The organism is Microbacterium sp. NRRL B-14842 (genome assembly GCF_050470785.1).
Genome location: NZ_JBFLUM010000001.1, coordinates 92860 through 112412, shown reverse-complemented (window position 1 = coordinate 112412; position 19553 = coordinate 92860). Strand labels below are relative to the sequence as shown.

The following is a 19553-nucleotide window of genomic DNA, read 5'->3' as shown; positions in this document are numbered from 1 at the left end:
CATGCGCGGGTCGTTCTTCCGCGCGGATCTCTTGGAGTGTAAACATCCGATGTCTATACTGTCAACGAGACCGGCCGCTGAGCAGCGGCCTCCCGAACGATCAGGAGAATCATGAAGTTCGCGCGGCTCGGCACCCCGGGGGCGGAGATCCCCGTCCTCCTGGAGGGTGACCGCTACCTCGACCTCCGCCCGGTGACATCCGATGTCAACGGCGACTTCCTTGCGGGAGACTTCGTCGCCCGCGTCGCCGCCGCCCGCGACGCCGGGGAGCTCCCCGAGCTGCCGGACGCCGCGACGATGCGCATCGGCGCCCCGATCGCCCGCCCGAGCGCGGTGATCTGCATCGGGATGAACTACGCCGCGCACGCCGCGGAGTCGGGGTCGGAGCCGCCGACCATCCCCATCATCTTCCTTAAGACGCCCAACACGGTCGTCGGCCCCAACGACGCGGTGACGATCCCGCGCGGGAGCGAGAAGACCGACTGGGAGGTCGAGCTCGGCATCGTCATCGGCACCCGCACCGCCTACCTCGACTCCCCGGAGGAGTCGATGGCGCACGTGGCCGGCTTCGTCGCCGCGAACGACGTGTCGGAGCGCGACTTCCAGATGGCGGTGTCCGGCGGGCAGTGGTCGAAGGGCAAGATCGCCTTCGGCTTCAATCCCACGGGTCCCTGGATGGTCACCCCGGACGAGGTGGACCATCAGGCGCTCGGCCTCCGCAGCTTCGTGAACGGCGAGCCGCGGCAGGACTCGAACACGAGCGACATGATCTTCACGGTCGAGCAGATCGTGCACCACCTGTCGCAGTACGTCACGCTCGAGCCCGGTGACCTGATCCTCACCGGCACCCCGCAGGGCGTGGCCCTGTCCGGCACGTACCCCTACCTGGCCGCGGGCGACGTGGTGGAGATCGAGATCGACGGCCTCGGCCGCCAGCGCCAGGACTTCGTCGCATGGGAGGCAGAGAAGTGACCCTTCGAACTCAGGGAACCGACGCGGAAGGCCTCGTGGCCATCGTCACCGGAGGAGCCTCCGGCATCGGCGCGGCGATCGCCGACCGTCTGCATGCGGATGGGGTCACCGTCGCGGTCCTCGATCGTGACACCACGCACGCCGACGAGCGGTTCGCCGCGTTCACCGCCGACGTCTCCGACCGCGCGAGCGTGGACGCCGCCGTCGCCGCCGTCGCCGAGTGCTTCGGCCGCATCGACATCGTCGTCAACAACGCCGGCGTCGGCGCACAGGGCGACATCGCCGCGAACGACGACGACGAGTGGGCGCGCGTCCTCTCCATCAACGTCACGGGCATCGCTCGGGTGACGTCGGCGGCACTGCCGTGGCTGCGGAAGTCCCCCGCCGCCGCCGTATGCAACACGGCCTCGATCGCCTCGACCACCGGGCTCCCGCAGCGGGCGCTGTACTCCGCGTCGAAGGGGGCCGTGTCGGCGCTGACTCGCGCGATGGCCGCCGATCATCTGCGCGAGGGCATCCGCGTCAATGCGGTCAACCCCGGCACGGCGGACACGCCGTGGGTCGGACGACTGCTCGACTCCGCGGCCGACCCCGCCGCCGAGCGGGCCGCGTTGGAGGCACGACAGCCCCACGGACGACTCGTGAGCCCCGACGAGGTCGCCGCCGCGGTGGCCTACCTCGTGAGTCCCGCCGCGGGCTCCACCACGGGCACCTTCATCGAGGTCGACGGGGGGATGGCGCAGCTCCGCCTCCGCCCCGAGTGACCCGGTCTTCTCCGACGGCCCGGTGTCTCCCCGCGAGACCCCGGGCCGTCCCCGTCCCCGGGCCCTCCCGTCCCGTCCCCGTCCCCTCCCGTCCCGGTCCAGCCGGGATCAATCCCGCTCCCTCATCCCGCCCCGCACGCCCCTTCCTCATCCCGCACACGAGCACCCACGCGGGCGGGATCAGAATGGCTCCTCCACCGCGCCCAGCACGCCCCTTTCTCATCCCGCACACCGCACGCTGTCTGCGCGCCACGCGCTTTCTGCACGCCACGCGCTTTCTGCACGCCGTGCGCTTCTCGCCCGCCCCCGCCGTTCGGGATCAGAACCGCTCCCCCATCCCGTCCCGCAGGCTCCTTTCCCATCCCGCACACCGCCTCGCCGCGCGGACGGGATCAGAATCGCTCCTCGATGCGGCTGCCGCGGGTCGTTTCCCATCCGGCACGCCACGAGGCGCCCCGCCGGGACGACCGTGAGCGGCACGGCACCCCCCGTCCCGGGATCAGAAGCGGGCCTGGAAGGGGCTCCGGAGGTGGCATATTGCACCCGCCCGCGAAAGGGGGGCGGGGGGGGTTAGAGGGAGTAGACGGAGGTGGCGGTGGCGTGGAAGAGGGCGTCGTGATCGATGCCGCGGGACGTGGCCCAGGCCGCCACGGCGTCGGCCCAGCGGCTGCGTGCTGACGGCTGATACACCGGAGAGCCGTCGGCGGAAGCGCGGGGATCGTCCGGTACCGCGGGGCCGACCGCCGACACGGGCCAGTCGCTCCCCCACATCAGGCGCTCGGGACCGAAGACGTCGGCCGCCGTGTCGAGGAAGGGTTCGAGCTGCGCGAGGCTCCAGTCCCCTCCGGCCTCCGCGGGCAGTCCGGACACCTTGCAGAACACCCCGGGGTGTCGCGCCAGCTCGGCGAGGTCGCGCTCCCACTCCACGGAGGGCGTGCGCGGAGCAGAAGCCGTCCCGACCTCCGGCTTGCCGAGGTGATCGAGCACGATCCGCAGCTCGGGGATCGCGCCGGACAGTCGTGCGACGTCGGGGAGCTGCGCGGCACGCACGCACGCGTCGAAGGTCCACCCGTGCGCCGCGACCTCGCGGGCCCCGGAGATGAAGGCCGACGAGAGCATCATGCCGTCCGGCTCCCCCTGCAGCAGATGACGCACGCCGACCACGAGGGGCTCCGCGGTGAGGCTCTCCAGGTGCACCGTGGTGTCGGTGCCGCGATCGAGCCGAGCGCCGGCGACGATGCCGACCACCCCGAGTCGTTCCGCCTGCCCTGCCACCCACCGCACCTCCGCGAGGAAGTCGTCCTCGGCGGTCTCGGCCTGCACGAACACGGCCCGCTCGTCCGTGGCCCGCTCCACCCGCGCCTGCTCGAACTCGCCGGCAGCGAAGCGCCGCGCGAGCGGTCCCTCGAGCCACGTGTACCCGAGGGCCTCCGGGTCCCACAGGTGCAGGTGCGAGTCGAGGATGCGCATGCCCCCATCCTGCCGCAGACATCGGATGTTGTGCGAGGATGAGCGCCATGGCAGTGACGGACGAGGCGATCGAGAAGATCAAGGCGATGATCGTGTCGGGCGAACTGGCCCCCGGCGATCGCCTGCCCCCGGAGAAGGAGCTCTCCGAGCGCCTCGGCCTCTCCCGCAACTCGATGCGCGAAGCGGTCAAGGCGCTGGAGGTCATCCGCGTGCTCGACGTCCGTCGTGGTGACGGCACCTATGTCACGAGCCTGGAGCCGCACCTGCTGCTGGAGGCGATCGCGTTCGTCGTGGACATGCACGACGACGACTCGATGCTGGAGATGTTCGCCGTCCGCCGGATGCTCGAATCGCAGGCCACCGGGCTCGCGGCGACCCTGGGCACGGACGAGGCGATCGCGGCCCTGCAGGATGAGGTGGAGGCCGTCGACGCCTCCGTCGGCATCGAGGAGCTCGTCGACCACGACATCCGCTTCCACCGCGAGATCGTGGGCATGGCGGGCAACGCCTACCTCGCGAGCCTCATCGAGCACCTGAGCAGCCAGACGGTCCGGGCCCGGGTGTGGCGGGGGCTCACGGAGGGCGGCGCCGTGGAGCGCACCCTGTCGGAGCACCGCGCCATCGCCGACGCCATCGCCCAGCGCGACTCGGCACTGGCCACCTCCCTCGCCACGGCCCACATCGCGGGTGTCGAGCGGTGGTTGCGGCAGGCTGCCTCGGCCTGACCCGTCAGGCGCCGAGACGCTCCATCGCGGCGTCGAACTCGGCCGCCGAGTTGTCGCTGACCTCGTGGAACAGCACCTGGTCGAGCACGTCGGGCGCGGCGGTGAAGTAGGGGACGCCGGCAGCGCGCAGCCCGGTGATGTCATCGGCCGTCCGCAGCGACGCGGCGAGGACGTTGGAGGCGCTGCCCGCGCACATCTCCTGCATCCGTGCGATGAGGGCGTCGCCGTCCATGCCCGCGTCGCGCATGCGCCCGAGGTAGGGCGCGATGTACTGGGCACCGATCGAAGCGCACGTGAGCGCCTGCGCGACGGAGTAGACCGCCGTGACGAGGACCGTGGCCCCGTCACGGATGAGGGCGGAAGCGGCGGCGAACCCGGCTGCGGTCGCGGGCACCTTCACCGCGACGCGGTCGCCGAGCGCGCGGATGCCCTCCGCGTTCCGGAGGAAGGAGGCGGTGTCACCACCCCACGTCTGGAAGAACACCTCCCGGGCGCCCTCCTCGACCCAGCGGGCGTAGAGGTCGGGGATCTCCCCAGCCGTCCGCCCGCCACGCTCGAGGATCGTGGGGTTCGTCGTGACACCGTGCACGACCCCCGCGGAGAGCAGCCGCGCGACACGGTCGGTGTCGGCGCTGTCGACGTACAGGCGGGGCGCGATCGCGGTCATCGGGGTCTCCTCGCGGGCAACCTGTCGTTACAGGTGGGGCTTCGGCTAATGTAATGACAGCTCCCGAACCTTGTCAAAGACCGGGAGTCCCGCGCTGTCGAGGAGGATCAGGAGCGAGATGACACCCGCACACCCCGGCGACCGCTCCGGCGTCGTCATCGTCGGCAGCGTGACGGCCGACGTCACGACCTTCTCCCAGCGGCTCCCGGCCCGCGGCGAGACCATCCTCGGCGACGAGTTCACGCTGATGCTCGGCGGCAAGGGCGCGAACCAGGCCGTCGCGGCGGGACGCTCCGGCGCCCGCACGAGCTTCGTCGGCTGCGTCGGCGACGACCTGTTCCACGACCTCGTGGTGGACGGTCTCACCGCCGCCGGCGTCGACCTCGCGCACCTGCGCACCGTCCCGGGCCCCACCGGCATCGCGCACATCCGCGTCGACGCCTCCGCGCAGAACGACATCGTCATGGTGCCGCTCGCGAACGCCGCCCTGAGCACCGAGCAGATCGACGAGGCCCTCGCAGCGCTCGCCCCCACGACCTCGGTGCTGCTCACCCAGCTCGAGACCCCGTCCGCCCTGACCGCCCACATCACCGCCCGGGGACGCGAGCACGGCATGACCGTGATCCTCGATCCGGCACCGGCGGCGGAGCTGGCAGCGGAGATCTGGCGGAGCATCGACATCGTCACCCCGAACGAGACCGAGGCATCGCTCATCAGCGGCATCCAGGTGACCGACGCCGCTTCCGCCGAACGCGCCGGACACTGGTTCCTGGAGCAGGGTGTGGGCGCCGCGGTCATCACGCTGGCCGGACAGGGGTCGTGCGTCGTCACCGCCGAGGGCGCCACCGTCGTCCCGCCGTTCCCCGTGGAGGCCGTCGACACCACCGCCGCGGGCGACGCCTATGCCGGCTACCTCGGCGCCGCGCTCGCGAGCGGAGCGGCCCTCACCGATGCGGTGCGGCTGGCGACCGCCGCGGGCGCCCTCACCGTCACGAAGCAGGGGGCCTCGCCCAGCCTCCCCCACCGCGCCGACGTCGAGGCCTTCCTCGCCGCGCGCACCGCGGCCCCCGTCGCGAACTGAACCAGGAGCACACGATGCGCAAGACCTCGACCACGATCAACCCCGCGCTCTCCCGCGTCATCAGCGAGACCGGGCACACCGATCTGATCGTCGTGACCGATGCCGGGCTGCCGATCCCGCCGGGCGCCGAGCGCATCGACCTCGCCTACCGCCCCGGCGCCCCCGCCTTCCTCGACGTGCTCGACACGGTGCTCGCGGAGCTCGTCGTCGAGGGCGCGACGGTGTCGGCCGAGGTCGCCGAGAAGAGCCCGGAGGTGCTCGACGCCCTGCGCGAGCGCTTCGCCGATGCGGGGTTCGAGATCGAGCTGGTCCCGCACGTCGAGTTCAAGCGGCGCACGCACGCCGCCCGCGCCTTCGTGCGCTCCGGGGAGTTCACCCCGTACGCGAACGTGATCCTGCACGCGGGGGTGGCGTACTGATGTCCCTCATCGAGGACGCCATCGACCGCCACAGCGCGGCGCCCATGTACGACCAGCTCCGGCAGCTCATCATCGACGGCATCGCCCGCGACGGTCTGCAGCCGGGCGATCCTCTTCCCGGCGAGCACCGGCTGTGCGAGCGCTACGGCATCTCCCGCACGGTCGTTCGGCAGGCGTTGGCGCAGCTCGAGCACGAGGGACTCGTCGAGCGCGTGAAGGGCAAGGGCACGTTCGTCTCCCGCCCGCGCACGAGCGAGAGTCTCGTGCACACACTCGTCGGGCTGTACGACGACGTCGAGCGGCGCGGCGGCCATGTGCACAGCGACGTCCTCCGCCACGAGCAGACCGTCGCGGACGAGGAGGTCGCCCTGGCCCTGGAGGTGCCGGTCGGATCGCCGGTGATCGTGCTGGAGCGGCTGCGACACGTGGACGGCGAGCCCTGGTCGCTCTCGACCACGTGGATGCCCGAGGCGGTGGGGGCGGTGACGCTCGGCGCGGATCTCACCGAGGCGTCGCTGTACCGGCTGCTCGCCGACCACGGCATCATCGCCACGCACGGCGTCCGCTCGGCCGAGGCGACGGTCGCCACGCACGAGCAGGCTCAGCACCTCGGTGTGAGCGCCGGCTCCGCCCTCCTCCGCCTGCGCAGCATCAGCCGCAGTGAGGACGGCGTGCCGATCGAGTACTTCATCGCGTACCACCGCGGCGACCGCTCGCGCTTCGAGTTCCAGCTCCAGCAGGAGCAGTCCCAGGCGTCGTTGATGCACGTGGACGGATCGGGCGGCGCCTCCCCCGCGGGCACGGTGGGCTGACAGCGGCCCCGGTACGCTCGAGGCATGAGCGACTGGACCAGCACCGCGATCGCCCTGCTGGAAGCCGATGCCAACCGCAGCGCCGACACACACCTGCACCTGTTCCCGCTGCCGCCGGAGTGGGGCATCGACCTCTACCTCAAGGACGAGTCGGTGCACCCGACCGGCTCGCTCAAGCACCGCCTCGCGCGCTCCCTCCTCCTCTACGGGCTCGTCAACGGGCGCATCCGTGAGGACACGACCCTCGTGGAGTCCTCGAGCGGATCGACCGCGGTGTCGGAGGCCTACTTCGCCCGCATGCTGGGGCTGAAGTTCATCACCGTCGTGCCCCGGTCGACGGTGCAGGAGAAGATCGACCTCATCGAGTTCTACGGCGGAACCTGCCACTTCGTCGACCGCCCGGAGGACATGTCGTCGGAGGCCCAGCGCCTGGCGGCGGACTGCACCGGGCACTACCTCGACCAGTTCACCTTCGCGGAGCGCGCCACCGACTGGCGCGGCAACAACAACATCGCCGAGAGCGTGTTCAGCCAGCTCGCCCAGGAGCGGCATCCGATCCCCCGCTGGATCGTCACGGGCGCCGGCACCGGCGGCACCAGCGCCACGTTCGGCCGCTATGTGAAGTACCGCCGCCATGACACCCGGATCGCCGTCGTCGACCCCGAGGGCTCGGCCTTCTACGACGGCTGGGCGGGCACGGTCGACCCGCCGGCGGGACGCCCGAGCCGCATCGAGGGCATCGGGCGGCCGCGGGTGGAGGCCTCGTTCGTGCCGTCCGTGATCGACGAGATGATCCAGGTGCCGGACGCGGGCTCCATCGCCGCGATCCGCCTCCTCCGCGAGCGCACCCTGCACTGGGCGGGCGGCTCCACCGGCACGAACCTCTACGGCGCGTTCCAGCTCATCGCCCGGATGCGTGCCGCCGGCGAGACCGGCAGCGTCGTGACCCTCATCTGCGACAGCGGTGTGCGCTACGCCGGCACGTACTACTCCGACGAGTGGGTGGCGCAGCAGGGGTGGGACCTCGCCCCGCACCGTGCGCGGCTGGAGCGGTTCCTGGAGACCGGGGTCTGGGCGGAGTGATCCCCGGGTTACGCTGACCCCATGACCACACTCATCCTCACCGTCGCGGGTGCCGATCGTCCTGGCCTCGTGGCCGCCGTCGCCGATGTCGTCGATGCCCACGGCGGCAACTGGGAGAACAGCTCCCTCGCCGAACTCGCCGGCACGTTCGCGGGTGTCATCGAGGTGTCCGTGCCGACGGAGCGCACGGGGGAGCTCGAGACCGCGCTCCGGGCGATCCAGGGCCAGGGGCTGCTCACGCTGTCGGTGCTCACCGGCACGCCGGGGCCGTCGGAGGACGAGGAGCAGCTGATCGTGATGCAGGTGCTCGGCAACGACCGCCCCGGCATCGTGCGGGAGGTGTCGGCGGTGCTGAACGCGCACGCCCTGAGCATCGAGGAGCTCACGACCGAGACCCGGGAGGCCGCGATGGCCGGCGGGCGACTGTTCGAGGCCTCGGTGATCGCGAAGGTCCCGCCGACGGTCGACCTCGACGCCCTGCGCGCCGACCTCGAGCGCCTCGCGTCGGAGATCCAGGTCGACATCACCCTCGGCTGACCCCGTTCGAATCGCCTGAATGGCTCTATCCGGCCGCCGGATGGGACCGATCGCGCGATTCGAACGCAGTCAGAGGCCGGAGTATCGCCGCACCCAGTACTCGGTGTAGGCGACGTGGGCGGACGCGGCGGCGGAGGCTGCCACCGGATCCGCGGCGGCGAGGCCGCGCAGGATCGCGCGGTGACCGGCATCGGAGTGGATCTTGAGCTCCGCGGCGTCCTCGGGGTCGGATATCCGGTAGGCCCGGGAACGGGAGCGCAGCACGTCGATCAGGCTGGTCAGGGCCTCGTTGCCCGCGACCGAGGAGATGGCCATGTGGAACTCGTGGTCGAGGCGGGACTGCGCCTCGAAGTCCGTCGTCGACTCGATCTCCGTGAGCACCTCGTCGAGTGCGGCCACCGTGTCCTCGTCGATGCGGGCCGCGGCGAGCGCCGCCGCATGCGGCTCGAGCACCCGTCGGAGCTCCGTCAGCTCCAGCACCCCCGCCATCGGCAGCAGCCCGACCGTGAGCGAGAGACTGCCGATGAGATCGGCCGCGCGGAGCTCGCTGACGTAGCTCCCGGAGCCGTGCCGCGTCTCCAGCACGCCGAGCGCGGCGAGAGTCCGGATGGCCTCACGGAGCGATCCCCGTGAGACGCCGAGCCGTTCGCAGAGCTCTCCCTCGCTCGGCAGCCGGTCGCCGGGGCGCAGAGCGCCGTCGGCGATGAGGGCCCGCAGCCCGTGCAGCGCCGTGTCGAGTGCGCTCATCGTCATCCTCTCCGCCACTCCCCCACCCCTCGTGAAGTCTGTCGGACACACCGGCGGCCGCAAACTCGTATGACAACTATGTTTCATCTTCGCGCTTTCGTAGCCAAAACCGAAGGCGTGTGGCAAAGTTGTGCAACAACTCGCCCCCACTCACCGATGAGGTCCGATGCCCGCTCCGCAGTTCCCCGCTCCGCTCACGCTGAACTCCGGCCTGCGGGCGCGCGACGCCTGGCCGCTCGACCCGACCGTGATCCACCTCAACCACGGGTCCTTCGGGGCGGTGCCGTCGGTGGTGGTCGCCCATCAGGACGCCCTGCGCCGCCGTGCCGACCTGAGCCCCGTGGAGTGGTTCCCGCGCATCGCGGAGCGCGTGCAGGAAGCGAGGCAGCGGACGGCTCCGTTCGTCGGCGCCCGCGCGGAGGACAGCGTGTTCGTGCCCAACGCCTCCGCCGCGGCCACCGTCATCTACAACGCCCTCCAGCTCGAGAGGGGCGACGAGATCCTCGTCACCGACCAGGGCTACGGGGCCATCACCATGGGAGCCGAGCGCCTCGCCCGCCGGTTCGGCGCCGCCGTCCGCACGGTCGCCCTGCCTCTGCTCGCCGATGACGACGAGATCGTGGAGCTGTTCGCCGACGCCCTCACCCCGCGCACGCGGCTGCTCGTCGTCGACCAGATCACCTCGCCCACGGCTCGCCTGCTGCCGACCCGCCGCATCGCCGACCTCGCGGCCGAGCGCGGCGTGCGCACCCTGGTCGACGGCGCCCACGCCCCCGGCCTCATCCCGGACGCGGCGGCCGTCGCCGGCGGCGACTGGTGGTTCGGCAACATGCACAAGTGGCCCTGCGCCCCGCGCGGCTCCGCCCTCCTGGTCACCACCGCCCCCGACCGCGACGAGCTCTGGCCGCTGATCGACTCCTGGGCCGCGCGCGAGCCGTACCCCGAGCGCTTCGACACGCAAGGCACGATCGACGCCACGACGTACCTCGCCACCCCCACCGCGATCGAATTCATCGAGGCCGAGTTCGGATGGGCGGCCGCCCGCGAAGCCATGGCCGCGCGCGCCGACGCGGGGGCCGAGCTCATCGCCGAGGCCCTGCGCCCGTTCGGCGACGAGGACCCGCTGACCCCGCTCCCCTCACCGGTGCCGTCCATGCGCCTCATCCGGCTGCCGCTCGGCCTCGGCGCCACCCGCGAGGAGGCCGACGCGCTGCGCATGGACCTCCTCGACGAGGTCGGCGTGGAGACCGCGTTCACGAGCTTCCGCGGCGTCGGCTACTTCCGCCTCTCCGCGCACCTGTACACCGAGGCCGCCGACGTCGAGGCGTTCGTCGAGCGCTGCGTCCCGGCGATCCTGCGCCGCGCCGGCATCCGCCCCGCGGACGCCCTCATCCTCCCCTGACCCGCATCACCTCCCGCACGACCCACCCGAACACCCACCCACCCCCACCGAGAGGCACATCGTGAAGAACAAGATCTTGACGACCGCAGCCGGAGTCGGCACCGTCGCCGTCCTCGCACTCACCGGATGCTCCGGAGGCTCCGGCTCGTCCGGCGGCGACGGCAGCGTCACACTCCAGATGGTCGAGAGCCTGACGAACCCGGCGCGCACCGAGCTCCTCCGCGGACTGCTCGACGAGTTCGAGAAGGACAACCCCGACATCACCGTCACCCTGGTCTCCCCGCCCACCGAGCAGGCCGACCAGAAGATCCAGCAGATGCTGCAGTCCGGCAAGGGCGTCGACGTGCTCGAGGTGCGCGACATCACCGTCGGGCCGTTCGCGAACAACGGCTGGCTGTACGACCTGGGCGACGATCTGAAGAAGTGGGACGGCTGGGACGCCCTGACCGAGAACGCGCAGTCGGCATCGGTCGCGGAGGACGGCAAGAGCTACTTCGTCCCCTACGGCTTCTACGGCCTGTCGCTCTTCTACCGCACGGACCTCGTCGAGCAGGCCGGCTTCGACGGCCCGCCGCACAGCTGGAAGGACCTGCTGGAGCAGGCGTCCGCCATCCAGGACCCGTCGAACAACATCTACGGCTACGCCTTCCGCGGCGGCCAGAACGCCAACAGCAACGTCGTCGCGGCGATCGAGGCCTACACGATCGACGGCCTCGACACGGAGGACGCGTTCCTCATGGAGGACGGCTCGACGATCTTCGCCGCTCCCGAGGCCCAGGAGGCGGTCGACGACTACTTCGACCTGTTCAAAGAGGCTTCGCCGCCGTCCGCCGTCTCCTGGGGCTACCCCGAGATGGTCGCCGGGTTCACCAACGGCACCACCGCGTTCCTGCTGCAGGACCCGGAGGTCATCGCGACGGTGCAGGACTCCTCGCTGACCGAAGACCAGTGGGACACCGCCCCGCTGCTCGTCGGCCCGTCCGGCAAGGCCGCACAGCCCCTCGCCGTCGCCGGCTGGGGTGTCGCGGAGAACAGCGAGCACAAGGAGGCGGCGGTCAAGCTCGTCGAGTTCCTGTCGTCGGCCGAGCCCGCCACCGAGTTCGCGCAGGCGAACAGCCTCGTCCCGATCATCGCGGCCGCCGCGGACGACGAGTTCTACTCGACCGGCCCCTGGACGAGCTACGTCACCATGACCGAAGACCCGGAGACGTACGTCAACGTGCGTCAGCCGCGCGGGGTGAGCTGGTGGACCGAGTGGATCCAGAAGTCCGACCAGGACGTGCAGAGCGTGCTGCTCGGCAACATGTCCACGAAGGACCTCCTCGCCTCGTGGGACGCGTTCTGGACCGAGAAGTACGCCGCGGAGAAGGGTTGATCCGTGGCCCGCACCATCCGTGAAGGGGGCTCCGTCGGCACCGCCGGCGGGGCCTCCCCGGCATCGCGTCGTCGGCCGTTCCGGGGTCGCACTGCGCTCACCCTGCTGGCGTTCCTCGCGCCGGCGATCGTCTTCGTCTGCTGGTTCACGTACTGGCCGATGCTGCAGGGCGCCCGCATGGCGTTCCACGACTGGAACCTGTGGGACCTCACGTCGACCCCGTTCGTCGGCATCGACAACTTCCTCGCCGTCTTCCGGGACCCGGCGTTCCCGACCGTGGCGTGGAACTCCGTGCTCTGGGTGGTCGGCTCGCTCGTGCCGCAGCTCGTGATCGGCTTCCTCATCGCTCTCGCCCTGCGCAAGCGATTCCGCTTCCGCGGGCTCTACCAGGCGCTGGTGTTCTTCCCGTGGGCGGTGTCCGGCTTCCTGATCGGCATGCTGTTCCGCTGGATGTTCAACGCCGAGTTCGGCGTCGTCAACGACCTGCTCATGAAGGCGGGGCTGATCGACGCGCCGCTGCCGTGGCTGGCCGATCCGAAGCTCGCGATGTTCGCCGTGATCGTCGCGAACATCTGGTACGGCGTGACCTTCTTCGCGATCATGATCCTCGCGGCCCTGCAGTCGGTGCCGGACGAGATGCTGGAGGCGGCGAGCCTGGACGGCGCCGGCAAGGTGCGGCAGCTGTTCTCGATCATCATCCCGTACATCTCGATGACGCTGCTGCTGACGATCCTGCTGCGCGTGATCTGGATCTTCAACTTCCCCGACATCATCTACGCGATGACGAACGGCGGCCCGGCCAACCAGACCCACATCATCACGACGTGGATGATCAACTACACGCAGCAGGGCAACTACGGCATCGCGAGCGCCATCGGGCTCATCGTCGTGGCCTTCCTCATGGTGTTCTGCGCGTTCTACCTGATGGCGATGCGGAGAGTGCAGCGATGACCATCACCTCATCCGTCCGGACCGGCTCCTCGGTCACGGAGACCCGTCGCATCACGGTGCCCGACCCGAAGGCCGCCCCGCGCCCGAAGCCCCGCGTCACGGTGGGCGGCGTGGTGCGTGTCGTCGGCCTGGGGCTGTGGCTGCTCATCACGCTGTTCCCGCTGTACTGGATCACGCTCACCGCGTTCAAGTCGCCGGGCACGATCAACCGCTTCCCGATCGAGTACTGGCCGAGCGAGCCCTCGCTCGACAACTTCACGAGCCTGTTCGAGAAGAGCTCGTTCGGGACGTTCCTGGCGAACTCGGCCATCGTGGCGGTGTCGGCCGGCGCGGTGGCGACGCTCATCGCCCTGCTCAGTGCGTACGTGCTGGCGCGGTTCGAGTTCCGCGGCAAGGGGGCGGTGCTCATCGCGTTCCTGCTGACGCAGATGATCCCGGCGTTCATCGCCCTGGGACCGCTGTACTCGATGATGACCGACCTGGGACTCGTCGACACCAAGCCGGGGCTCATCCTCGTCTACATCGCGATCTGCATCCCGTTCTCCACGGTCATGCTGCGGGGCTTCTTCGAGAACGTCCCCGACGCGCTGGAGGAGGCGGCGATGATCGACGGCTGCTCGCGCCTGGGTGCCCTGTTCCGGGTGCTCGTGCCGGTGATGACGCCTGGCATCATCGCGGCGTTCATCTTCAACTTCGTGAACTGCTGGAACGAGCTGTTCCTGTCGGTCGTGCTGATGAACACCGACGCGAACCGCACCGTCCCATCGGCGCTGAACGGCTTCATCTCCACGTTCAACATCGACTGGGGCTCCATGAGCGCCGCGGCCGTGCTGACGATCCTCCCGACGATGGTGATGTTCGCCCTCGCCAGCCGCTGGATCGTCCAGGGCCTCACGGCCGGGGCCGTCAAGGAGTAACCCGCCCGAATCGCGCAGATGGTCCCATTCCGCGACGGAATGGGACCATCTGCGCTCTTCGAAGGCTTAGACGAGCCGGGACTTCGGCGACACCGAGTACGTGTGCTCGGCGTCGCGGTTGACCGTGTCGCCGAGAGCCTCGTCGATCGCGGTCATCGTGTCGGCGTCGAGCTTCACGCCGGAGGCCTTGACCGTGTCGGCGAGCTGCTCCGGGCGGGAGGCGCCGACGAGGGCCGCTGCGACGTTCGGGTTCTGCAGCACCCACGCGATCGCGAGCTGCGGCATCGACAGCCCCGCCTGCTCCGCGATCGGCTTGAGGCGCTGCACCGCGGTGAGGATGTCGTCCTGCAGGAAGCTCTTGATGAAGCCCGCACCCGAGTTCTGGTCGGTCGCCCGCGAGCCCTCCGGCACCGGCTGCCCCGGCAGGTACTTGCCGCTGAGCACGCCCTGCGCCATCGGCGACCAGACGATCTGCGAGATGCCGAGCTCCTCCGACGCGGGGACGACCTTGCCCTCGATGACCCGCCACAGCATCGAGTACTGCGGCTGGTTCGAGATGAGCTGGATGCCGAGCTGCTTCGCCAGCGCGTGCCCGTCGCGGAGCTGCTCCGCGGTCCACTCCGAGACGCCGATGTAGAGCGCCTTGCCCTGCCGCACGATATCGGCGAAGGCCTGGAACGTCTCCTCCAGCGGGGTCTCGTGGTCGAAGCGGTGCGCCTGGTACAGGTCGACGTAGTCGGTGCCGAGACGCTGCAGCGAGCCGTTGATCGACTCCATGATGTGCTTGCGGCTCAGGCCGGTGTCGTTCGGACCCTTGGGACCGGTCGGGAAGTAGACCTTCGTGAAGATCTCGAGGCTCTCGCGACGCTGACCCTCCAAGGCCTTGCCGAGCACGACCTCGGCGGCCGTGTTGGCGTACGTGTCCGCGGTGTCGAACGTGGTGATGCCGGCATCCAGGGCGGCGTGCACGGTCTTGACCGCGGCGTCGTCCTCGACCTGCGAGGCGTGCGTGACCCAGTTGCCGTAGGTGATCTCCGAGACCTTGAGACCGCTGTTGCCGAGATAGCGATAGTTGACCATGGACCAACGCTAGTCCCGCCAGGGGGACCGGCGGGCCGGATCGGCCGCGATCATCAGGCAGTGGCGGGCGAAGGCCCGCGGCGGCGGGACGTGACCGCGGCCCCGACCAGCACCCCGACCGCGGAGAGCGCGCTGACCGCGTACAGGGGCAGCGCCCACGGGGAGGCATCGGCGCCGCTGATGCCGAAGGTGTCGGCGAGCCCCATGCCGGGGCCGAACGACGCGACGAAGTAGGCCGGCGCCCCGCCCATGAGCAGCGCGAGGAAGGTCATGCCGGCCACCACCGCCGGAGCCCGCGTGAGGAGGCAGACGACCGCCGTCCCGACTCCCAGGCACACACCCGCGCCGAGGATGCCGAGGACGGTCTGCGGCATGAGGCTCTCTCCGGCGTTCGACATCGCGGCCCTGACCTCGTCGAGGGAGAGGCCGCCCGGCGCCGCGGCGAGCGGGTTCAGCACGAGAATCTGCACGGCGGCGAGCGCGGCATACGCGGTGACGGCGAGCACGCCCGCGACGCAGATCCAGAGGGTGGGGCGCGGCACCGGTGTCATGCGGTCACCCTAGGCAGGGCTGCTGAGAGTCTCCCGGTACTCGCGCCAGGCGTCGCCCAAGCGGCGCACCCCCTCGGTGAGCACGTCGTCCGGCGCGGTGAACGGCAGACGCACGTGGTCGTCCGGCGCGGCGGCCGAGACCGCGAAGGCCCCGGTGCCCGCGATCGAGACCCCGTGCGCGGCAGCGATTCGCGCGAGAGCCGCCGCAGAGCCCCGAGGCAGCCCCGCCCACAGCGAGAGTCCGCCCCGCGGAGCGTCGTAGGTCCAGTCGGAGAGGTGCGCGGCCATCAACTCCTGCAGCAGGAGGAGGCGTTCCCGGTGCACGCGACTGTTGGCGCGGCGGAGCTCCGTCGCATGGGCGATGAGGTCGAGGGCGAGGAGCTGGCCGGGCACGCTCGTGGACTGGTCGGCGAGCTGGCGCGCACCGCGCAGCCGTCGGACCAGGACGGGGTCGGCGCGCAGCCACCCGATCCGCAGCCCGGCCCAGGCCCACTTCGACACGGACTCGACGACGAGCACCGGGGCGTCCGGCCGTTCCGAGGCGAGCGTGGGCGGCACGATCCCGTCGAACGAGATGCCGGCGACGACGCGGTCCTCGATCACGGGCACCCCGTACTGCGCGGCGAGTTCGGCCACGCGATGCCGCGCCGCCCCGGGCAGACGCGTCCCCGTCGGGTTCTGGTGGTGCGGGTTGAGCGCGACGAGCACGGGACGCAGTCGTGCCATCGCCTGCTCCAGCGCATCGACGTCGAGGCCGTCCGCCCCCATCGGCACGCCGTGGACCGTCCCGCCGCGCAACCCCACGGAGTCGGTCACGCCCGGCCACGTGATCTCCTCCGCGAGGACGACGTCCCCCGGCTCCACGAGCGCGTTGACGACGAGGCTGATGGCCTGCTGCGCGCCGTGGGTCACGAGGATCTGCTCGGGCGTGGTCGGCGTCCCCTCGGCGCGGTACATGTCGGCGATGAGTTCGCGGAGGGCCGGGAGACCCGCGGGGTCGGTCTCCGGGAGCAGGGCGAGGTCGAGCCGCGGCTGGTGGTCGCGGATGAGCTGCACACCCAGATCCGGGATCTGCGGGACCGTGCGGAGCAGGTCGATCGCGTTGGGGAGTGCCGAGAACAGCGCCTCGCCACGTCCCGGACGGCGGTCGGCCGCGGGCGCCGTCCTCGCCCCCGACACCCTCGTCCCACTGCCCTGTCGGCGCTCCACGAGACCCTGCTCCGCGAGGGACGCATAGGCGGACACGACCGTGCCCCGCGAGACCGCGACCACCGCGGCGAGGGCGCGTTCGGCAGGCAGGCGGTCGGCGGGGCGCAGCTCACCACTGCCGATCAGGGCGGCGATCCCTGCAGCGAGTCGGGTGGAGAGGGTGCCGTCGCCATGGGCCCAGCGGCCGAGGCGTGCGGCGAGCGCGGCCGCGGAGACCTCCCCGCCCTGGACGAGAGGGCCGGGGGCCGATCCGTGGGCCACCGGCGTCGCATTGGCCCTGTCGAGGGTGTCCATGAGACCTGATTCTGGACCAATGACAGTTCCCACGACCAGCATCGGTCTCGATCTCGGTCCAATCGACCGGGATTGGACCATGGGCGAACTCCTCGACTGGCTCGGCGACGACGCCCGCACCCACGACCCCGCCCTCCTCGGACCGCTCGCTCTCATCGAGGCCGCCGTGACCGGCACCCCGGGGCAGACCACCCCGTCCACGGTCGCCCTGACCCGTTCCCTCGCGCTGGCGTCCCGGTCCGGGGACCTCTCCCGCGTTCGAATCGCCCACTTTGTCCCGAACCCGGCCGGGATGGAGCACAGTGAGCGATTCGAAAGGAGTCAGGTGGCCTGAGCCCCGGGGGTGGTGACGATGTCGGCGCGGTCGCGGAAGCCCTCCGCCGTCACCCTGTCCAGGGCGACCTGCTTGCGGATGGCCAGCGCCTTCTCGTAGAGGCTCGGGTCGCCGTAGCTCGTGAGCACCTTCACCAGCACCGGCAGCAGCTCGATCATGAAGAACAGCGCCGCGATGAGGATGTGCGCCCACAGGATCGTGGGCTCCTTCTCGCTCAGGCGGTTGAGGCCGCTGATCTGGCTCAGCAGTCCCACCGCCCCGGCGTTGCCCTGCGCCACGGAGTCCGCCCGGGCGTTGTAAGCCGCGAGCGCTTGCTCATACGTGTCGCGCGCGGCGGGGAGCTCGCCCTGCGCCTGCTGACGGTTCTGCGACTCCGACGCCGTGGTGTTCTCCTTGGCGGCGCTTCCGGCAGCGGCGAGCTCCTCGTTGGCCGTGCGGAGCTGGGCGGCCAGTGCATCGTAGGTCTGCTGGGCCTCGGCGAGCTGGGCCTGCGCGGCCTGCGAGCTCGCACCCTCGCCGTTCACACCGGTGCAGCCGGGAACGGTGCCCGCGCCCTCGCCGGTGAGCTCGCACTGATACAGCGTCCGCGCCTGGTCGATCACCGCCTGCTGCTCCGTGAGCTTGGCCGTCAGATCGTCGACCGTGGACTGGGCGGCCGACTCCGTGGCCGATGACGACTCGGTCCCGGCGACGATGCCCGTCGCCGCCTGGTTCTCAAGCGCCGCGACGCGCTCGGACGCCGCGTCCAGCGCCTTCTTCTCCGGACCGGTCTCGAGCGCCTCCTGGTCGGACTGCGCCTGCACGATGTTGGTCGCGGCGACCTCCCGGGAGATGTCGTTGTGGAAGATCTGCAGCACGAGCGGCTCCGCGACGACGAACCCGATGATCGCCGCCATGATGACGCGGGGGATCGCGAGGCCGATGAGCTTCCAGACGTTGCGGGTCGACGTCATGGTCGAGGTGAGGAAGCGGTCGAGGTTGAAGATGATCAGTGCCCACACGATCGCGAGCGGGATGGCCAGCCAGACCGCCGCGCGCACCCCCGTCGTCAGGGCGAAGAGCATGGAGATCGCGCTGACCAAGGCGGTCCCGGCGAGCACGAAGAACATCTGCACGAAGCGCGGGGTCTCGCCGGGGACCCTGTCGAGGATCTCGCCCTCCGCCCCGCCGAGGATCGCGAGAGCACGGAGGCGTTCGGCGGCGGTGCGTCGGCGACGCGACTTCCGGACGCGCTGCGGGCGCGCCGGACGGTCGGGGGCGGGCTCCGCGTCGACCGGGGCGTCGGGCGCCGTCACCGGCTCGGACGTCGGGTCGTCGGACGCGACGTCGGGCTGCGCGGGTGTGTCGCCGGTCGGCTCGTACTCGCGCAGGAAGTCGAGGTCATCCGTCTCGGCGTTCGGGTCGCCGTCGATGATGATCCGACCCTGCGAGTCGAAGCGACCCGGGCGGTGGGCGGAATAGGGCATCCCGACAATCTACGAAACTCCGCCTGTGCATACCGTGGAAGACCGGGGCGAGAACCCTTCGAATCGCGCAGATCGCTCCATCTCGGCCGGGAATGGAGCAAGGTGCGCGACTCGAAAGAGTCAGCGGGTGAGAGAGGCCGCGTAGGCGGACAGGGCGTCGTCGAGCGTGAAGTGGCCGGCCGCGGCGAGGGTGCCCAGGCCGTGCATCAGCCCCCACAGCGACACGACGTCCGCCGGGCGGTCGAGCCCCGCCGCGGCGGCCGCCTCCGCGAGCACGCCCTCGAGCGCCTCGATCAGCGGGGCCATGGTCTCGGTAGGAGACCCCGGTACGCACACGGTGGGGTCGTAGACGGCATCGAACGCGTGGGGATGCTCGACGGCGAAGCGGATGTAGGCCGATCCTCCGGCGACGAGGGCGTCGTGCGGCGTCGCGGCACCCTGGGCCGCCACACGCACCTGCCGGAGAAGGTCGGCCATGCTCCGCTCGGCCAGGGCCTTGAGCAGCCCGAGGCGATCGGAGAAGTGGTGATAGGGGGCGTTGTGGCTGACGTTCGCCGCGCGCGCCACTTCGCGGAGGCTGATCTCGGCGGCCGGTCTCGTCTCGAGCAGCCGCATCGCGGCGTCCTCGAGCGCACGCGCCAGATCACCGTGGTGGTAGCCGTCCTTCGAACTTGACATAAGCAACATTGTTTCCTAT

The 19553-nt window shown here is 70.8% G+C and carries 21 protein-coding genes; 13 read left to right on the top strand and 8 right to left on the bottom strand.

Translation table 11 applies throughout. The features are described 5' to 3' along the window. Positions 1 to 111 precede the first annotated feature (111 nt). Entirely contained in the window at positions 112 to 972 is an 861-nt protein-coding gene (locus tag AB1285_RS00550) for a fumarylacetoacetate hydrolase family protein (RefSeq protein ID WP_292793393.1), read from the top strand. Continuing rightward, the gene (locus AB1285_RS00545; protein WP_429977410.1) at positions 969 to 1736 is read left to right on the top strand and encodes an SDR family NAD(P)-dependent oxidoreductase; all 768 of its coding nucleotides are present in this window, start codon (positions 969 to 971) and stop codon (positions 1734 to 1736) included. Before AB1285_RS00550 ends, AB1285_RS00545 begins: the two co-directional genes overlap by 4 nt. 570 nt (positions 1737 to 2306) lie before the next feature. Here AB1285_RS00545 and AB1285_RS00540 read toward each other — a convergent pair. After that, entirely contained in the window at positions 2307 to 3206 is a 900-nt protein-coding gene (locus AB1285_RS00540) for an amidohydrolase family protein (RefSeq protein ID WP_370429157.1), read from the bottom strand. A 47-nt stretch (positions 3207 to 3253) separates the two neighbouring features. Between AB1285_RS00540 and AB1285_RS00535 the strand changes: the two genes are divergently transcribed. Then, complete coding sequence (locus AB1285_RS00535) at positions 3254 to 3931, top strand: FadR/GntR family transcriptional regulator (protein ID WP_187662527.1); 678 nt, start codon at positions 3254 to 3256, stop codon at positions 3929 to 3931. Between the two features lie 4 nt (positions 3932 to 3935). Here AB1285_RS00535 and AB1285_RS00530 read toward each other — a convergent pair whose 3' ends face one another. Beyond that, complete coding sequence (locus tag AB1285_RS00530; RefSeq protein ID WP_370429158.1) at positions 3936 to 4598, bottom strand: transaldolase family protein; 663 nt, start codon at positions 4596 to 4598, stop codon at positions 3936 to 3938. A gap of 118 nt (positions 4599 to 4716) precedes the next feature. On the opposite strand from AB1285_RS00530, the gene AB1285_RS00525 reads away from it, so the two are divergent. From AB1285_RS00525 to AB1285_RS00505, 5 genes are read left to right on the top strand one after another with little or no spacing between them, the layout of a single operon-like run. Next, positions 4717 to 5679, top strand: a complete 963-nt coding sequence (locus AB1285_RS00525; protein WP_259954360.1) for a ribokinase — start codon at positions 4717 to 4719, stop codon at positions 5677 to 5679. Between the two features lie 14 nt (positions 5680 to 5693). Next, entirely contained in the window at positions 5694 to 6098 is a 405-nt protein-coding gene (gene rbsD / locus AB1285_RS00520) for a D-ribose pyranase (RefSeq protein WP_187662530.1), read from the top strand. Continuing rightward, complete coding sequence (locus tag AB1285_RS00515; protein ID WP_187662531.1) at positions 6098 to 6910, top strand: GntR family transcriptional regulator; 813 nt, start codon at positions 6098 to 6100, stop codon at positions 6908 to 6910. The genes rbsD and AB1285_RS00515 overlap by 1 nt, the downstream gene beginning before the upstream one ends. Before the next feature lie 24 nt (positions 6911 to 6934). Further along, positions 6935 to 7993, top strand: a complete 1059-nt coding sequence (locus AB1285_RS00510; RefSeq protein WP_187662532.1) for a PLP-dependent cysteine synthase family protein — start codon at positions 6935 to 6937, stop codon at positions 7991 to 7993. Positions 7994 to 8014: 21 nt separating this feature from the next. Further along, positions 8015 to 8530: a glycine cleavage system protein R gene (locus AB1285_RS00505; RefSeq protein ID WP_187662533.1), complete on the top strand. Its 516-nt coding sequence runs from the start codon at positions 8015 to 8017 to the stop codon at positions 8528 to 8530. Positions 8531 to 8599: 69 nt separating this feature from the next. On the opposite strand, the gene AB1285_RS00500 is transcribed toward AB1285_RS00505, so the two are convergent. Continuing rightward, positions 8600 to 9277 carry a FadR/GntR family transcriptional regulator gene (locus tag AB1285_RS00500; RefSeq protein ID WP_085605550.1) on the bottom strand — a complete coding sequence of 226 codons (678 nt, stop codon included), beginning with the start codon at positions 9275 to 9277 and terminating at the stop codon, positions 8600 to 8602. A 166-nt stretch (positions 9278 to 9443) separates the two neighbouring features. On the opposite strand from AB1285_RS00500, the gene AB1285_RS00495 reads away from it, so the two are divergent. From AB1285_RS00495 to AB1285_RS00480, 4 genes are all read left to right on the top strand, one after another. Beyond that, a complete protein-coding gene (locus AB1285_RS00495; protein WP_429977409.1) occupies positions 9444 to 10679 on the top strand; it encodes an aminotransferase class V-fold PLP-dependent enzyme in 1236 nt (411 codons plus the stop codon). Between the two features lie 61 nt (positions 10680 to 10740). After that, the gene (locus AB1285_RS00490) at positions 10741 to 12054 is read left to right on the top strand and encodes an ABC transporter substrate-binding protein (protein WP_187662535.1); all 1314 of its coding nucleotides are present in this window, start codon (positions 10741 to 10743) and stop codon (positions 12052 to 12054) included. Positions 12055 to 12057: 3 nt separating this feature from the next. Continuing rightward, complete coding sequence (locus AB1285_RS00485; protein ID WP_187662536.1) at positions 12058 to 13005, top strand: carbohydrate ABC transporter permease; 948 nt, start codon at positions 12058 to 12060, stop codon at positions 13003 to 13005. Continuing rightward, complete coding sequence (locus AB1285_RS00480) at positions 13002 to 13922, top strand: carbohydrate ABC transporter permease (protein ID WP_197971853.1); 921 nt, start codon at positions 13002 to 13004, stop codon at positions 13920 to 13922. The genes AB1285_RS00485 and AB1285_RS00480 overlap by 4 nt, the downstream gene beginning before the upstream one ends. Before the next feature lie 66 nt (positions 13923 to 13988). Here AB1285_RS00480 and AB1285_RS00475 read toward each other — a convergent pair whose 3' ends face one another. From AB1285_RS00475 to AB1285_RS00465, 3 genes are read right to left on the bottom strand one after another with little or no spacing between them, the layout of a single operon-like run. After that, the gene (locus tag AB1285_RS00475; RefSeq protein ID WP_187662537.1) at positions 13989 to 15002 is read right to left on the bottom strand and encodes an aldo/keto reductase family protein; all 1014 of its coding nucleotides are present in this window, start codon (positions 15000 to 15002) and stop codon (positions 13989 to 13991) included. Positions 15003 to 15055: 53 nt separating this feature from the next. Continuing rightward, entirely contained in the window at positions 15056 to 15553 is a 498-nt protein-coding gene (locus AB1285_RS00470; protein ID WP_187662538.1) for a hypothetical protein, read from the bottom strand. A gap of 9 nt (positions 15554 to 15562) precedes the next feature. Then, positions 15563 to 17056: a PLP-dependent aminotransferase family protein gene (locus AB1285_RS00465; protein ID WP_370429004.1), complete on the bottom strand. Its 1494-nt coding sequence runs from the start codon at positions 17054 to 17056 to the stop codon at positions 15563 to 15565. Between the two features lie 19 nt (positions 17057 to 17075). Here AB1285_RS00465 and AB1285_RS00460 point away from each other — a divergent pair, with 19 nt between their 5' ends. Then, positions 17076 to 17390, top strand: coding sequence for a hypothetical protein (locus AB1285_RS00460; protein WP_313366526.1), 315 nt, complete (start codon positions 17076 to 17078; stop codon positions 17388 to 17390). Here AB1285_RS00460 and AB1285_RS00455 read toward each other — a convergent pair. Both AB1285_RS00455 and AB1285_RS00450 read right to left on the bottom strand, forming a co-directional pair. Further along, entirely contained in the window at positions 17378 to 18856 is a 1479-nt protein-coding gene (locus AB1285_RS00455; protein WP_187662541.1) for a DUF4407 domain-containing protein, read from the bottom strand. The genes AB1285_RS00460 and AB1285_RS00455 overlap by 13 nt on opposite strands. Before the next feature lie 120 nt (positions 18857 to 18976). Then, entirely contained in the window at positions 18977 to 19534 is a 558-nt protein-coding gene (locus AB1285_RS00450; protein ID WP_187662542.1) for a TetR/AcrR family transcriptional regulator, read from the bottom strand. Positions 19535 to 19553 lie beyond the last annotated feature (19 nt).